The organism is Pseudomonas sp. FH4, assembly GCF_000510915.2.
GTDB lineage: Bacteria > Pseudomonadota > Gammaproteobacteria > Pseudomonadales > Pseudomonadaceae > Aquipseudomonas > Aquipseudomonas brenneri.
Genome location: NZ_AOHN01000020.1, coordinates 230,507 through 245,951, shown reverse-complemented (window position 1 = coordinate 245,951; position 15,445 = coordinate 230,507). Strand labels below are relative to the sequence as shown.

General features: G+C 62.4%; 15 protein-coding genes. 10 read left to right on the top strand and 5 right to left on the bottom strand.

What is annotated here, in order from left to right:
• Positions 1–33: 33 nt before the first annotated feature.
• Positions 34–1,011 (top strand): LysR family transcriptional regulator, encoded by a 978-nt coding sequence (locus H097_RS16250; RefSeq protein ID WP_032861008.1) that lies wholly within the window; start codon positions 34–36, stop codon positions 1,009–1,011.
• A gap of 199 nt (positions 1,012–1,210) precedes the next feature.
• Here H097_RS16250 and H097_RS16245 read toward each other — a convergent pair whose 3' ends face one another.
• Together H097_RS16245 and H097_RS16240 are read right to left on the bottom strand one after the other, a co-directional pair.
• Positions 1,211–1,639 carry a hypothetical protein gene (locus H097_RS16245; RefSeq protein ID WP_032861007.1) on the bottom strand — a complete coding sequence of 143 codons (429 nt, stop codon included), beginning with the start codon at positions 1,637–1,639 and terminating at the stop codon, positions 1,211–1,213.
• A gap of 95 nt (positions 1,640–1,734) precedes the next feature.
• Positions 1,735–2,637: a LysR substrate-binding domain-containing protein gene (locus H097_RS16240; RefSeq protein WP_032861005.1), complete on the bottom strand. Its 903-nt coding sequence runs from the start codon at positions 2,635–2,637 to the stop codon at positions 1,735–1,737.
• Positions 2,638–2,843: 206 nt separating this feature from the next.
• Between H097_RS16240 and H097_RS16235 the strand changes: the two genes are divergently transcribed.
• From H097_RS16235 to H097_RS16205, 7 genes are all read left to right on the top strand, one after another.
• Entirely contained in the window at positions 2,844–3,791 is a 948-nt protein-coding gene (locus tag H097_RS16235; protein ID WP_032861004.1) for a branched-chain amino acid ABC transporter permease, read from the top strand.
• A complete protein-coding gene (locus H097_RS16230; protein ID WP_032861002.1) occupies positions 3,788–4,888 on the top strand; it encodes an ABC transporter ATP-binding protein in 1,101 nt (366 codons plus the stop codon). The genes H097_RS16235 and H097_RS16230 overlap by 4 nt, the downstream gene beginning before the upstream one ends.
• Entirely contained in the window at positions 4,885–5,658 is a 774-nt protein-coding gene (locus H097_RS16225; protein ID WP_032861001.1) for an ABC transporter ATP-binding protein, read from the top strand. The genes H097_RS16230 and H097_RS16225 overlap by 4 nt, the downstream gene beginning before the upstream one ends.
• Complete coding sequence (locus H097_RS16220; protein WP_029292968.1) at positions 5,651–6,367, top strand: ABC transporter ATP-binding protein; 717 nt, start codon at positions 5,651–5,653, stop codon at positions 6,365–6,367. Before H097_RS16225 ends, H097_RS16220 begins: the two co-directional genes overlap by 8 nt.
• An 84-nt stretch (positions 6,368–6,451) precedes the next feature.
• Positions 6,452–7,591: a branched-chain amino acid ABC transporter substrate-binding protein gene (locus H097_RS16215; RefSeq protein ID WP_032861000.1), complete on the top strand. Its 1,140-nt coding sequence runs from the start codon at positions 6,452–6,454 to the stop codon at positions 7,589–7,591.
• An 80-nt stretch (positions 7,592–7,671) separates the two neighbouring features.
• Positions 7,672–8,163, top strand: coding sequence for an L-2-amino-thiazoline-4-carboxylic acid hydrolase (locus tag H097_RS16210; protein ID WP_032860998.1), 492 nt, complete (start codon positions 7,672–7,674; stop codon positions 8,161–8,163).
• Positions 8,160–9,395 carry a Zn-dependent hydrolase gene (locus tag H097_RS16205; protein ID WP_032860997.1) on the top strand — a complete coding sequence of 412 codons (1,236 nt, stop codon included), beginning with the start codon at positions 8,160–8,162 and terminating at the stop codon, positions 9,393–9,395. The genes H097_RS16210 and H097_RS16205 overlap by 4 nt, the downstream gene beginning before the upstream one ends.
• 135 nt (positions 9,396–9,530) lie before the next feature.
• Here H097_RS16205 and H097_RS16200 read toward each other — a convergent pair whose 3' ends face one another.
• Positions 9,531–10,886 carry an amidase gene (locus tag H097_RS16200; RefSeq protein WP_032860996.1) on the bottom strand — a complete coding sequence of 452 codons (1,356 nt, stop codon included), beginning with the start codon at positions 10,884–10,886 and terminating at the stop codon, positions 9,531–9,533.
• 13 nt (positions 10,887–10,899) lie between these two features.
• A complete protein-coding gene (locus H097_RS16195) occupies positions 10,900–12,231 on the bottom strand; it encodes an MFS transporter (RefSeq protein ID WP_032860995.1) in 1,332 nt (443 codons plus the stop codon).
• Between the two features lie 213 nt (positions 12,232–12,444).
• On the opposite strand from H097_RS16195, the gene H097_RS16190 reads away from it, so the two are divergent.
• The gene (locus H097_RS16190; RefSeq protein ID WP_032860993.1) at positions 12,445–13,473 is read left to right on the top strand and encodes a LacI family DNA-binding transcriptional regulator; all 1,029 of its coding nucleotides are present in this window, start codon (positions 12,445–12,447) and stop codon (positions 13,471–13,473) included.
• Positions 13,474–13,495: 22 nt separating this feature from the next.
• On the opposite strand, the gene H097_RS16185 is transcribed toward H097_RS16190, so the two are convergent.
• The gene (locus H097_RS16185) at positions 13,496–14,284 is read right to left on the bottom strand and encodes a helix-turn-helix transcriptional regulator (RefSeq protein WP_032860992.1); all 789 of its coding nucleotides are present in this window, start codon (positions 14,282–14,284) and stop codon (positions 13,496–13,498) included.
• Between the two features lie 84 nt (positions 14,285–14,368).
• Between H097_RS16185 and H097_RS16180 the strand changes: the two genes are divergently transcribed.
• Positions 14,369–15,367: a bile acid:sodium symporter family protein gene (locus H097_RS16180; protein ID WP_032860990.1), complete on the top strand. Its 999-nt coding sequence runs from the start codon at positions 14,369–14,371 to the stop codon at positions 15,365–15,367.
• Positions 15,368–15,445: the final 78 nt, after the last annotated feature.

Genomic DNA, 15,445 nt, shown 5'->3' with positions numbered 1-15,445 from the left:
ATGCACAGACCCAATCAAGACAGGGAGTTCCCCATGGACTATCTAGAGCCCGCTGCACCCCAGGGCATGATGCCCTACCGCGCGCCCGGCGAACCCCGGGAAGCCTGGCTGGCCCTGGCCGCCGGCATCGACCCGGAGGTGGCGCGCTACTTCCTGATCAGCGCCCGTTGCGGTTGCTTCATGCAGGCGGCGCGCAGCCTGAACATCAAGGCCACACTGCTGCGCAAACGCCTGGCGCTATTGGAAGAGCAGATGCGCCGTTCACTGTTCAGCTACCAGGGCAACGTCCTGGCCCTGAGTCGTGATGGCCTGCAATTGCAGGCGCGCCTGGTGACCCTGGCCAACGAACGGCGCTTGCCTGTGCAGGAGCAACCCTTGATTCGCTTGGCGGTGGCCGAAACCATCCTGCACGACATCCTCGGGCGCGACCTGATCTCCCTGCTGCGTCGCAACGCCAGTGTGCGCCTGGAGATTGTCTCCATCGACAGCCCGCAGGCATTGCAGGCGGTGGAGGCCGACGTGGTGCTGTGGCTGGCGGGTGTCGACTCGCCGCAGCCCGGCCCGGGTTTTGCGACCCACCCACCGCAGGTGCTGGCTTGCCTGGATTACGTGCCACATATCGCCAAGCGCTACTCACGCCTGGCCGCGCGGCCGGACAGTGTGGATGACTTGGCGGACTACATGTTGGTGCAATGGCAGCCCGATGGGTTGGTCGAGGCCTTGGCGCCGTGGAACCACGTGGTGGAGCAGCGATTGGCGGGTGTGGTGCAGGTGCAGGCGTATCCGCTGATGCTGGAGATGATCCGCTGCAGCGCCTGCATCGGGTTATTGCCGCGCTACATGAGTTGCTTTGACCGGGGGTTAATGGCGCTGCCGGGGTTGTTTGCCCAGGACATGCAGCGCCAGGTATGGATGGCGGTCAATGCAGGGGCGGCGCATCCGCAGGAGGTGCAGATGATTGTGGCGATGGTGGTCAACACGTTCGAGGAACGGCGGGAGTGGTTTGGCTGAGCAGAGCCATCCCTGTGGGAGCGGGCAAGCCCTAATGCCAGTCAGTTAAGCGGATTCTGCTTTCTGTAGGAGCGAGCTTGCTCGCGAAGGACGTCAACGATAACGCGTGTTTGCTAGGTAAACGCGGTGCTTTCAAGTTCTTCGCGAGCAAGCTCGCTCCTACAGGGTTATGCATTTGCTGTAATGATCCGGTTGCCTATCAGGCCGCCACAGCCTGAAGCTGCAACCCACCCTCGCCATCCTTGACCAACCCGCTGGCCAGCAACAACGGCAGCAAACGCTTGTGCAACTGCGGCTCGACAAATTCCTTCACCGTCTCCAGCGCCAAGTCACCACTGCCAGGCAGCTCGGCCTTGGTGTATGACAGCCAGGCTTTTTTCAGCATCTGCAACACATCGCTGCCAGCGGTCAACGCAAAGCGGCGGTGGGCGGTGTGGCCCTGGAAGTTGAAGGTGTGCTGATACTCGTAGCCTTTCTCGTCACCTGCGCTGGCAACGCAGCGCACGCAAGTGCAAGGGCCATCACCAAAGGCGGCCAGCAGGTAGCTATTGAAGTCCACCACGGGCTTGAGCGACAGGCGCTTGTCCACTTCGAACAGGTCGCCGGTCATTTTTGCGTCGTTACTCACGGTGCATTTCCTCGCAGGTCTACGGCTGGTTTTTCAAAGCGCGGCATCATACCAGCCGACAGCGTGGGCAGTCGCCAAGACTTGCCCGCTCACTGTCAGGGGCTGTGGCCCAGGTGGCCCTTGATCCAGTCGTACAGGTTATTGCCCTCGCTCGACAGCTCACTGTTGGCCCGGCGACACAGGTAATACTGGCGACCGTCATCGACCGGCACATCAAACAATTGCACCAGCTCACCGCTGGCCACCAAGGGCGCCACCAACGGCGCACGCAGCAGCGAGCAGCCAAGGCCAGTGAGGGTGGCGATCAGGGTCAACTGGCCGTCCTCCAACAACAGACCATTGTGCGTGTTGCTGTGACTGGCCTCGGCGACATCGAACCATTGCCCCCAGGTGCCGCGTTCTTCGTCGTGCAGCAGTGGCAGTTCGCTGAGCGCCTGCGGTGTGGCGATAGGACCGTGGCGCTGGAGGAATTGGCGGCTGCAAAACGGCGTGACTGCGCCGCTGATCAGTGGCTCGCTGTGATAACCCGGCCAGTGCCCGGTGCCGAAGCGGATCGACAGGTCGGCGGCATCGCTGGGGTAGCTGCGGTGGTTGGCGTAGGTGATGTTGATGTCCAGCGCCGGGTTGGCACTGAGAAATTGTGGCAGGCACGGGATGAACAGGTTGGTCGCGAACATCGGAATCAGGCTGATGGTGACCTGGCGCGTCGCGCTTTTTTCCCGCACATGTTCGGTGGCGCTGCGCAATACCGCGAAAGCCGAGCGAATCGCCCGGTAGTACTCGCGGCCTTCTTCGGTCAGCCCCAGGTTGCGGCCCTGGCGCAGGGTCAGCGGCTGTTGCAGGAAGCTTTCCAGCAAGTGCAGCTGATGGCTGACAGCCGAGGGCGACACCCCCAGTTCGCGGGCGGCGGCATTCACCCCGCCATGGCGGGCAAAGGCCTCGAAGGTGCGCACGGCACGCAACGGTGGATCGTTGGCTAATTGTTCTAAATTATTCATGTATTGAATTAAATACTAAGTAAAAAGATAAATAAAGCGGCTTTTGTATGGAATAAACGCCGTAAATAGGGCGTTTTTTATTTGGTATAAACATATTCCTTTCAGATATTTGATAAAAACAGAATAAATAACTAGTGTTCCGCGCTCGGGCTTTTAGTCGGTGCGCCCTGGCACCGATGTTTTTGTGTATGGAGTTGATGGTTCTCATGGATGCGTTTATCCAGCAACTGCTTAACGGCTTGCTGTCGGGCAGTCTCTACGCGCTAGTGGCCTTGGGTTACACCATGGTCTACGGCATTTTGCGGATCATCAACTTTGCCCACGGCGATGTGTTGATGATCGGTGCGCTGGTGGGCCTGTCGGTGATCCGTGTGCTGCAGGCGGCCTTCCCGGATATGCCGCCGGTGCTGTTGCTGCTGGCCGCGGCGATGATCGCCATGGCCTTCTGTGCGGTGCTGGCGGTGGTGATTGAGCGCGTGGCTTATCGGCGCTTGCGTAACGCGCCGCGCCTGGCGCCGTTGATCAGTGGTATCGGCGTGTCGCTGTTGTTGCAGACCGTGGCCATGCTGGTCTGGACCCGTAACCCGCAGATGTTCCCGCAGCTGCTGCCCCTTGCCCCCATCGAAGTGCTGGCTGGCGATGCCACCCATGCCGCCGTGACCAATGCCACTGCGCTGACCACCATTGGCGTGGCGTTGAGCCTGATGGTCGGGCTGTTGCTGCTGGTGGAGCGCACGCGTTTTGGCCGGGCCATGCGCGCCGTGGCCGAGAACCCGCAAGTGGCGAGCCTGATGGGGATCAATCCCAACCGCATCATCGTCATGACCTTCGCCATCGGCGGCGCCCTGGCCGCGCTGGCGGGCATCATGATGGCCAGCAACTATGGCAGCGCGCATTTCTATATGGGCTTCCTGCCCGGCATCAAGGCGTTTACCGCGGCGGTGCTGGGCGGCATCGGCAACCTCAAGGGCGCCATGCTCGGCGGCCTGCTGCTGGGGCTGATCGAAGCCCTGGGCACCGGCTACCTCGGTGCCGCCACCAACGGCGTGTTCGGTAGCAACTATCAGGACGTGTTCGCCTTTATCGTGTTGATCGCGGTGCTGGTGTTCCGGCCCCAGGGGTTGTTGGGCGAACGACTGGCGACTCGCGCATGAGCCTGGCAACCGCTGTGAGCCCTTCGAGCAAACGCGCCAGCCTGGGCCTGTTGCTGTTCGCCCTGGCCCTGGTATTGGCCCCGTGGATTGTCGGGCATGCCGGCGGCAATACCTGGGTGCGCACCCTGGACTTTGCCCTGCTGTACATCATGTTGGCCCTGGGCCTGAACATCGTGGTGGGTTATGCCGGCCTGCTGGACATGGGCTTTATCGCCTTCTATGCGGTGGGTGCCTACCTGGCGGCCTTGCTCTCGTCGCCCCATTTGTTGCAACAGTTCCCGGCCTTGCTGGCGTTGCTGCCGGAGGGCATGCACACCTCGATCTGGCTGATCCTGCCGCTGGCGGCGCTGCTGGCGGCCGGGTTCGGGGTGATTCTCGGCGCCCCGACCCTGCGCCTGCGCGGCGACTACCTGGCCATCGTCACCCTGGGTTTTGGCGAGATCATCCGCATCCTGCTGCGCAACCTGGACCGCCCGGTGAATCTCACCAATGGGCCCAAGGGCATCGCCCAGGTCGACCCGGTGACACTGCTGGGCGTCAACCTGGGGCGCACCCAGGAGCTGTTCGGCCTGCGCCTGCCCTCGGTCTACCTCTATTACTACCTGTTCGCCGCACTGGTAGTGCTGATCCTGTTTGCCTGCATCCGCCTTGAGCGCTCGCGTATCGGCCGCGCATGGATGGCGATCCGCGAGGACGAAGAGGCGGCCCAGGCCATGGGCCTCAATACCTTGCGCCTGAAGCTGTTGGCGTTTGCCATTGGCGCAGCGTTCGGCGGTATCAGCGGGGCGCTGTTTGCCTCGTTCCAGGGCTTTGTTTCACCGGAATCCTTCACCCTCAACGAGTCCATCGCCGTGCTGGCCATGGTGGTGCTCGGTGGTATGGGGCATATCCCCGGGGTGATTCTGGGCTGTGTGTTGCTCGCCGCCCTACCCGAAGCGTTGCGCGCCAGCATGGGCCCCTTGCAGCAGGCGCTGTTTGGCCAGGTGCTGGTGGACCCGGAAATTATCCGTCAGCTGTTCTACGGCCTGGCGCTGATTCTGGCGATGCTGTATCGACCCGCCGGCCTTTGGCCGAGCCGCACAGGAGGTGCACCTTGAACCATCCGTTATTGCAGATCGAGAAGGTCAATAAACAGTTTGGCGGCGTGGCCGCGCTCGATGACGTGAGCTTGAGCATCGAGGCCGGGGAAATCTACGGCCTGATCGGGCCCAATGGCGCCGGCAAGACCACCTTCTTTAATGTGATGACGGGGCTGTACACCCCGGACTCCGGGCGCTTTCAACTCGACGGCCAGGAGTACCAGCCCACGGCGGTGCACCAGGTGGCCCGCGCCGGCATCGCCCGCACGTTCCAGAATATCCGCCTGTTCAACGCCATGAGCGCCCTGGAAAACGTCATGGTCGGGCGCCACGTGCGCACCCATAACGGCGTCTGGGCAGCCTTGAGCGGGCATTCGCGCGGGCGCGAGGAAGAAGCACAGACCCGCGCCCATGCCCACCGCCTGCTGGCCTATGTCGGCCTGGCCGGGTTTGCCAACTACCGCGCCGACAGCCTGTCCTACGGCCACCAGCGACGCCTGGAAATTGCCCGCGCCCTGGCTACCGAGCCGCGCCTGCTGGCCCTCGACGAGCCGGCTGCGGGGATGAATGCCAGTGAGAAAGTGCAACTGCGCAGCCTGCTGGAAAAAATCCGCGATGACGGTCATACCCTGTTGCTGATTGAACACGACGTGAAGCTGGTGATGGGCGTGTGTGACCGCATCAGCGTGCTGGACTACGGACGCGTGATCGCCGTGGGGGCGCCTGCCGAAGTGCGTCGCCACCCGCAAGTGATCCAGGCCTACCTGGGAGCCGGCGCCCATGTCTGAAGCGTTGTTGCAGATTGCCGGCCTGAAGGTGCGCTACGGCGCCATCGAGGCGGTCAAGTCCCTGGATCTGCATATTGATGAAGGCGAGCGGGTCACGTTGATCGGCGCCAATGGCGCGGGCAAAAGCTCCAGCCTCAAGGCCCTTACCGGTCTGCTGCCGGCCGCTGCGGGGCAGATCCGTTTTGCCGGGCGCTCGATCCTGAACCTGGCGCCCCATGAGCGCCTGACCCTGGGCATCGCCATGGTGCCGGAAGGGCGTGGCATTTTTGCGCGCATGAGCGTGCTGGAAAACCTCCAGGCCGGCGCGTTCCTGCGCCGCGACCCACAGCAGGTCAACCTGGAAATCCGCCAGCTGTTCGAACACTTTCCGCGCCTGGAAGAGCGCTTGCAGCAGTCGGCCGGCCTGCTCTCCGGTGGCGAGCAGCAGATGCTCGCCCTGGCCCGTGCGTTGCTGTCCAAGCCACGGCTGCTGGTGCTCGATGAACCGTCCATGGGCCTGGCGCCGATCATGGTCGAAAAGCTGTTCCAGGTGATCGATGATGTGTGCCGCCAGGGCATGACCCTGCTGCTGGTGGAGCAGAATGCGCGCCTTGCGCTGCAAGTGACTGACCGCGCCTATGTGATGGATACCGGGCGCATCAGCCTCAGCGGTGCCAGCGACCAATTGCTCGACCACCCCGAGGTGCGCAGTGCTTACCTCGGTGAATAACCTAAATACAAACGCCACCGGACGCCCGGCGTGTTTCGCCCACCCCACAGGCCATGAGGGCCTGATGAGAAACAGGAAAAAAGCATGAACAAGACTGCCCCCTTCAAACGTGTACTGTTGTTGAGCCTGGCCCTGAGCGGCGTGGCCCAGGCCGACCAGACGGTACTGATCGGCCTGGCCGGCCCCTTGACCGGCCCGTCGGCGCGGATCGGCAAGGACCTGGAGAACGGCGCGCAACTGGCCATTGACCAGGCCAACGCCAAGCACCCGAAAATCAATGGCGAGGCCGTGACCTACAAACTGGTTTCCGAGGATGACCAGTCCGACCCGCGCACCGCCGTCACCGTGGCCCAGCGCCTGGTGGACGAGGGCGTGGTTGGCGTGGTCGGCCACTGGAACACCGGCACCAGCATTCCTGCGGCGCGGGTCTACCATGACGCCGGGATTGCCCAGGTCGCACCGGTGGCTACCGGTCACGCCTATACCCAGCAAGGTTTCGACACCAGCTTCCGGATCATGGGCCACGACGATGACGGCGGCCAGGTAGCCGGTGACTACGCGCTCAAGACCCTCAAGGCGCAGCGCATCGCCGTGATCGACGACCGCACCGCATTCGGCCAGGGCCTGGCGGACCAGTTCGTCAAATCCATCGAGGCCGGTGGCGCCAAGGTGGTTGCGCGTGAGTACGTGGACGACAAAACCATCGACTTCAGTGCGGTGCTGACCAACATCCGCGGGCAAAACCCGGACCTGATCTTCTTTGGTGGTGTCGACTCCCAGGCTGCACCGCTGGCCCGGCGCATCAAGCAGTTGGGGATCAAGGCACCCTTGATGGGGGCTGGCGGCTTTGTCAGCCAGACCTTCCTGCAACTGGCACAGAACGAAGGCGAGGGCGTGATCGCCCTGGAACCGGGCCTGGCCGTGGCACAGATGCCGGGTGGCCAGGCGTTTGAAGAGGCCTACAAGGCGCGCTTCAAGAGCAATATCGAGCTGCACGCACCCTTCGCCTATGACGGCGTTGGCGTGTTGATCGCCGCGATTGAACAGGCCAACTCCACCGATCCGCAGAAGTACCTGCCGGTACTGCGCGCCATCAGCTATCCAGGCGTGACCGGGACCATCGCGTTTGATGCCCAGGGCAACCTGCAGAACCCGTCGTTCACCGTTTACCAGGTCAAGGCCAATCAATGGCAACCGGTGAGCGTGGCTGGCGGTAAAAAGTAACGCGCTGAATTTCAATGTAGGAGTTTCTTATAAGGGAGCTCCCACATTGGATCTTCGCAGCCATTTGAATGAGGCACACCATGAGCAAACTGGAAGGTGAACTGGGCATCCTGGCCCGCCGGCGCATCGAAGCCGAGATCATCAAGCCGATCTACGAAATCCTCGTGCGCGAGCAGGGCAAGGCCTTTGCCGCAGCGGTGATTGGCGAAGCGGTGGGCAACGCCGCGATCCAGGCGGGCAAGCACTTTGCCGCCCAGGAAGAGCAGGGCGCCGACCTCAAGAGTTTCGTTGAGCTGCAAGTGCTGTGGGAAAAGGACGATGCGCTGAAAGTCGAGATCATCGCCAGCGACGCCGAGCATTACGACTATGACGTCAAGCGCTGCCGCTATGCCGAGATGTACCACGAAATGGGCCTGGGCGAGATCGGCCACCTGTTGTCGTGCAACCGCGACGAGCTGTTTATCGTCGGCTACAACCCGAATATTGAATTGACGCGCACCCAGACCATCATGGGCGGCGCGCCAAGCTGTGACTTCCGCTACCACGCCAAGCCCCAGGGGCCACGCTCGTGAGCGCCCTGGCGCGGGTCAACGGCGAGCGCTTGTGGGACTCGCTGATGGAAATGGCGCAGATCGGTGGCACGCCCAAGGGTGGCGTGTCGCGCCTGGCCCTGACCGACGAGGACCGGCGCGGGCGTGACCTGTTCGTGGCCTGGTGCACAGCGGCCGGCTGTAGCATTCGTGTGGACGCCATGGGCAATATCTTCGCCCGCCGCGCTGGCCGCCATGACCACCTGGCCCCGGTACTGACCGGCTCCCATGGCGACTCGCAGCCAGCCGGCGGCAAGTTCGATGGCATCTACGGCGTGCTTGCCGGCCTGGAAGTGCTGCGCACCTTGAACGACCTGGGCATCGAGACCGACCGGCCGATCGAGGTGGTCAACTGGACCAACGAAGAAGGCTCGCGTTTTGCTCCGGCGATGATTTCCTCGGGGGTGTATGCCGGGGTGTTTGACCTGGAATACGGCTTGTCCCGCGAAGACAAGGCCGGCGTGACCATCGGCCAGGCGTTGCAGCAGATCGGCTACGCCGGCGCGCACCCGGTGGGTGGCCAGGCGGTGCATGCGGCGTATGAACTGCATATCGAACAGGGCCCGATCCTCGAAGCCCAGGACCTGACCATCGGCGTCGTTACCGGCGCCCAGGGCCAGCGCTGGTATGAAGTCGAACTGAGCGGGCGCAGTGCCCATGCCGGCACCACGCCCATGGATCACCGCCTGGATGCACTGCTGGGCTTTGCCCGGGTGGTGGAAGCGGTCAACCAGATCGGCCTGGCCCAAGGCGCCGAAGGGCGTGCGACGGTGGGCATGGCCAATATCTTTCCCAACTCGCGCAATGTGGTGCCGGGGCGGGTGTTCTTCAGTGTCGAGTTCCGCCACCCCGATGAAGCGGTGCTGGGTGTGCAGGACCAGCAACTGCATGAGGCGGTGGCCCGGATTGCTGAAGAGATTGGCTTGCAGGCCAGCGTCAAGCAGATCTTCCAGTACGCGCCGATTGCCTTCGACAGTGACTGCGTGGAAGTGGTGCGGGCCTCGGCCGAGGCCTTGGGTTATAGCCATCGGCGGATGATTTCCGGGGCAGGGCATGATGCCTGCTACCTGAACAAGGTCGCGCCGACGGCGATGATCTTTGTGCCCTGTGTGGATGGCTTGAGCCATAACGAGGCGGAAGAGATCCACCCGCATTGGTCGACAGCCGGGGCGGATGTGCTGTTGCAGGCGATTCTGGCTTCGTCGCGCGAGTGATGGGGGTACCCGCCCCAAAATGTGGGAGCGGGCTTGCTCGCGAAAGCAGTGGGTCAGTCAATATCAATGTTTGCTGGGCCGACGTCTTCGCGAGCAAGCCCGCTCCCACAGGGGGCAGGATCCCCCCAAAAAACCTTAGCCGCGCACAAACAGCCTGCTCATCACCTGCAACAAGCGATCATCCTCGCCCGCCGCGCCAATCACCTGCAACCCCACCGGCATGCCCCTCACGTGCCCCACCGGCAGGCTGATCGAGGGCAGTCCGATGAGGTTCCAGGCACTGGTATGGCTGAGCACGGCGGCGCGCACATCAATGTCCTGTTCGCCTACCCGGACTTCGCGCGCATTAACCTCGGTGGCGGTAATCGGCACGCTGGGTGAGACCAGCAAGTCATAACGTTCGAACAAATGTGCCATCGCCGCTTTGTACTGCGCCTGGCTGGCCTGTGCGCGAATGTATTGCCAGCCTTTGACTTCGCGCGACACCTCAAGGCGTTCGCGTACCTCAGGGTCAAACATGTGCGGCGCATCGCGCATGCGCTCGGCATGCACCTCAAAGGCTTCGGCACGTTGCAGTGTCTGCAAGGTGTCCTTCATGCCGGCCGCCATTGTTTGCAGTTCGTCAGTCTCCTGCAGCGCGTCGCCGAACAACTGCTGCGCCGCCTGATAAACCTGTCGATTCACCTCGGCGTCGACCGGGCCGAAGCTGCCACTGGTGATCCAGCCCACCCGCAGTGGTTGCGCATTGGCAGCCGGCGCACAAGCGCGGCCTGCCAACACTTCGAACAGCAGGCGTGCATCTTCAACGTGGTTGGCGATGGGGCCTACGTGGTCGAGGCTGGAGGACAGTGGGAACACGCCTTCTACCGGCACGCAGGCAAACGAGGGCTTGAAGCCGACCGTGCCGCACAATGCCGACGGAATCCGGATCGAACCGCCGGTGTCTGTACCCAGCGCCAGCGGCACCATGCCGCTGGCCACCGCCGCGGCACTGCCGGCGCTGGAGCCGCCGGTGATGCAACGGGCATCCCACGGGTTGCGTGCAGCCCCTTGCAGCGAGCGGTCGCCGGTCGGGCCGTAGGCGAACTCGTGGGTCAAGGTCTTGCCGATAATCACGGCTCCAGCCTCGCGTACGCGTTGCACGCACAGCGCATCGTGGTCCGGCTGGAAGCCGTCGAAATGCGCTGAGCCATAGGTGGTGACATAGTCAAACGTGTCGATGTTGTCTTTGACCGCTACCGGTATGCCGTGCAGCGGGCCCAGGTCCTGGCCTTGGGCCAACAGCGCATCGGCCTTGCGCGCCTGGGCCAGTGCGACGGGTGCATCGACGCTGACGAACGCATTCAATAGCGGATTCAAGCGTTCGATGCTGTCCAGGGCGGCTTGCGTCAGCTCGACACTGGTCACGTTGCCGGCACGCAGGCGCTCGGCCAGCGTGACGATCGACAGGCCAAAAAAGTATCCAGTGTGGGTAGGCTTCACCAGGCTCATATAAGCAACTCCATCAAACAACGGCGGGTATAGAGGACGGGGCTTGCTGGCGCCCACCTGGGCGCACCATCAGCATGGCGCTCATGCCCAGCGCCGTGGCCACGGCGGCGGCTACGAACATCGATGAGTAGCCGTAACGAACGGTCAGGTAGCCAGTGAGCATTGGGGCGATGAACGAAGCGGTGTTGGCGATGAAATGCGTCATGCCGCTGTAGGCGCCAACCCGATTGGAGGGCGCAGTGTCGATCACCACGGCCCAGTAGACGGAGTTGGGCAGCGCGTTGAGCGCGTTGGCCAGCGTCATCAGGGCAATCACACCCCAGACGGTCTGGGCCTGGGAAACCATGATGAAACACAGGGTTGTCAGCAGCAGGCAGGTCGCGGCCAGCCAACTGCGGGCGACTTTCAGGTTGCCGGTGCGGCGCAGCAGCAGGTCCGAAATCTTGCCGCCCAACAGCACGGTGAAGCAGGCGCCGGTCCAGGGGATCATGCCCATGTACCACAGCGACGACAGGTTGTAGTGGAACTCGTCCTGCAGGTATTTGGGGGTCCAGGTCAGCAGCAGGAAGGTCACGTATACAAACGAGAAGTAACCGACGGCGTTGAGCAGCAGGTCCTTGTTCTTGAAGAAGTGCCAGATCGGCGCCACGCTGGTGGTGGGCGTTGATGCATTGGCGGCTTCGGCGCGCTCTTTGCGCAGGAAGTCGAGTTCCGCCTTGGACACGCGCGGGTTTTCATCCGGGGTGTTGGTGAAGCGGGTCATGAAAAAGATCAGCAGCAACAGACTGACCACACCCAGCACCACAAACATGCTGCGCCAGCTACCGGTCAGGGTTTGCAGGCCCACAGCCACGGGCGCGGTCAACAGCGCACCCAACGGGGTGCTCAAAAGCCCGACCGAGACGACGAAACCGCGCTCTTTGGGCGTGGCCCAGTTGGCCACGCTCTTGTTGATCACCGAGTACGCCGGACCTTCGGCAAACCCGAACATCACGCGGATCGTGGCAAAACCGGCCATGGCCGAGCCGCCCAGGAACGCCAGCCCGAAATCGCCGGCAAAGGCCGTGGCAATTTCGAAGATCGACCACGTGGCGCCGGCGATCAGCCAGATGCGCTTGGCACCAAAGCGGTCGGCCAGGATGCCACCGACCAGTGCCCCAAGAATGTAGCCGTAACCGAAGTAACCCAGCACATTGCCCCAGTCGGCTTTGTCGAAACCATACTCGGGAAGAATGCTCGCCGACGCATAGGCAATCGCGCCGCGGTCAATGTAGTTGAGCAGGGCCATCAGCATGATCAGGAAGAAAATCTGATAGCGGAAAGACGGGATAGCAAGGCTATTCATAGGGATCTGACTCTTCAAAATGATGGCAGAAGTCAAAAAGTCGGCCGCGTCCGGCGTATTTTTATTGTGTTGCCCAAACGTTTGGGTTGGCGAAATGTAAGGCGGCAGAAAATTTTAGTCAAACGTTTGGGCAAAGATTTATCTGCGGTTGCGACACGCCTGTTCGGGTAGACTCTGCGCGCTAAATAACCGACTGCTGGAAGCCTCTCAACCATGTCGAGCCCATCTCGCCCAGCCACCTTGAAGTCCATGGCGACCGCACTTGGCGTGCATGTTTCCACCGTGTCCCGGGTACTCAATGGCGACCCGGCGGGGGTAGAGCGTGCGGCGTCGGCCGACGTGGTGGCGCGTATTCGTGCATTGGCCACAGAGCTGGACTATCGGCCGAACACCCAGGCATCGAGCCTGAAGTTGCGCAAAAGCCAGGAAATCTGTGTGCTCATGCCAAGGCTCACCGATCTGGTGATGGCGACTATTTATGACAGCATTGACAGTGCCGCCGAACAGGCCGGCTACCTGACCTTCGTCTCCAATACCGACGACCAGCAAACACGCCAGATGGCACGTGCCGAACACGCCTTGCGCCGCTCGGTGGCGGGGCTGATCGTCGGTGATTCACATGTGGGCGAAAGCCAGCCGCTGCTCGACCTTCTGACGCGCAAACACATTCCCTACGTGCTAGTCAGTCGCCAGATTGCCGGGCATCTGGCTGCGTGCAGTGACGATGAACTGGGCGGCTGGTTGGCGGCCGAGCACTTGTACCGGTTGGGCTGTCGCGAGGTGGCCATTCTGGCGGGTGAGCGGCATGCCTCGACCGGAGCTGATCGCACACGCGGGTTTACCCGCTATTACCGCGAGCAAGGCATCACGCTACGCCCGGAGTGGACGCTCAATGGTCCTTTCGACAGCCTGACCGGGCACCGCCAGGGCGAGTATCTGTTGGGCCTGAGCCCACGGCCCCAGGCGTTTTTTGCGGTCAATGACTTCCTGGCCATCGGCTTGATGGGGGCCGCACGTGACAAGGGCTTGATGCCGGGCAAGGACATTGCCGTGGTGGGTTTCAACGACATACCGCTGGCCAATGAATTGATGGTGCCACTGACCAGCGTGCGCCTGCCGTTGGCCGAGATGGGCCGACATGCGGTTGAGCTGTTGCTCAAGCGCATCCAGGGTGAGGCTGTCGAATCGATCATGCTGACGCCGCAGTTGCAGGTGCGGGCGAGTTCTTCGGTGTTGCGCTGAAGGTGTGGGAGCGGGCCAGAGATCAGCGAAAAAACTCCCCTGGCGTCGCATCAAACTGCTGGCGAAATGCCGCAATAAACGCCGAAACCGACTCATACCCACACCCCAGCGCCACATCCGTCACCCGTTCCCCGCGCTCCAGGTCGGGCAGGGCGCCGAGCAATCGCAACCGTTGGCGCCAGGCGCGAAATGTCAGGCCGGTATCGCTCAAGAACAACCGGCTCAAGGTTTTCTCGCTGATGCCCAACTTCTGGCTCCACTGCCCCAACGTGGTCGCCTGTTCCGGGTGCAGGCTCAAGCTGCGATAGATCTGCCGCAACCGGCTGTCCACAGGCAGCGGCAGCATCAAGTCGACCTGCGGTGCGGCGGCCAATTGGTCCAGCAGCACCTGCGCCAGGCGGCCGTCCGGGCCATCCTCGGCATATTCCACCGGCAGTTCGCTGAAACGCCGGATCAGTTCGCGCAACAGGTCGCTCACCGCCAATACCTGGCAGCGCTCGGCCGCCCAGGTCGTCACGCTACAGTCCAGGTACAAGCTGCGCATTTCGGTATGGGGCGAACTGAACACGCGGTGCGCCATCCCCGCCGGGATCCACACGGCCCGTTGCGGCGGAGCGATAAAGCGCCCGGCGCTGGTCTGGATCTCCAGCACCCCGCTGATTGCATAGGACAACTGCACCCACGGATGGCTATGGCGGCGGGTCAGGGCGCGGTTGGGCAGGGATTCGGTGCGGCCATACACCGGGCGCGGCAGGCTGGAGAGCCCGGGGATGGTGCGGCGAACGGCCTTTGCATGTCCTTTAGGCGGCATTTACTGGCTCATTGGCGTTAGTCGGTAATAGGTCGTTACGTTAGAGTCGGCACAACGCCCTGGCAACCCCCGGAAGAACAGCCCATGACCCGCCCCCGGTTTTTACCCGACAATTTCACCCTGACCTTGATTGCCACGGTGGTTCTCGCCTCCTTGCTGCCAGCCAGCGGCCAGACCGCTGTGGCCTTTGGCTGGGTGACCAACCTGGCGATCGCGCTGTTGTTCTTCCTGCATGGCGCCAAACTGTCGCGCCAGGCCATCGTCGCCGGGGCCGGGCACTGGCGTTTGCACCTGCTGGTGTTCAGCCTGACCTTCGTGCTGTTTCCGCTGCTGGGTCTGGCGCTCAAGCCGCTGTTGGCGCCGATGATCGGCAAAGACTTGTACATGGGCATGCTCTATTTGTGTGCGTTGCCGGCCACGGTGCAGTCGGCGATTGCCTTTACTTCGCTGGCGCGGGGCAATATCCCGGCGGCGATCTGCAGTGCGGCGGCGTCCAGCCTGTTCGGGATTTTCCTCACACCGTTGCTGGTGACTCTGCTGCTCAACGTACACGGTGATGGCGGCTCTACCCTGGATGCCATTCTCAAGATCAGCGTGCAACTGCTGCTGCCATTCATTGCCGGGCAGATCGCCCGGCGCTGGATCGGCGAGTGGGTGGGGCGCAATAAAAATTGGCTGAAGTTCGTCGATCAGGGTTCGATCCTGCTGGTGGTCTACGGCGCTTTCAGCGAAGCGGTTACCGAAGGTATCTGGCACCAGATCCCGCTATGGGAATTGGGCGGCCTGGTGGTGGCGTGCTGCATCTTGCTGGCGCTGGTGCTGGCAGCGTCCGCGCTATTGGGTAAAGCGTTTGGTTTTAATCAGGAAGACCGCATCACCATCCTGTTCTGCGGTTCGAAGAAAAGCCTGGCCACCGGGGTGCCGATGGCCCAGGTGTTGTTCGCCGGCAGCACCATAGGCGTGTTGATCCTGCCGTTGATGCTGTTTCATCAGATTCAATTGATGGTTTGCGCGGTACTGGCCCAGCGCTATGCCAACCGCCTGGAAACCATTCCCGAGATCATGGCGCAAGTCGATCCCTGAACCATCGTGTTACTATTTTTGCGCGCCGCTCAAGGGCTGGCATCGGGCCGTCAGGATCGGCGCGTAACAGAGTAAAAC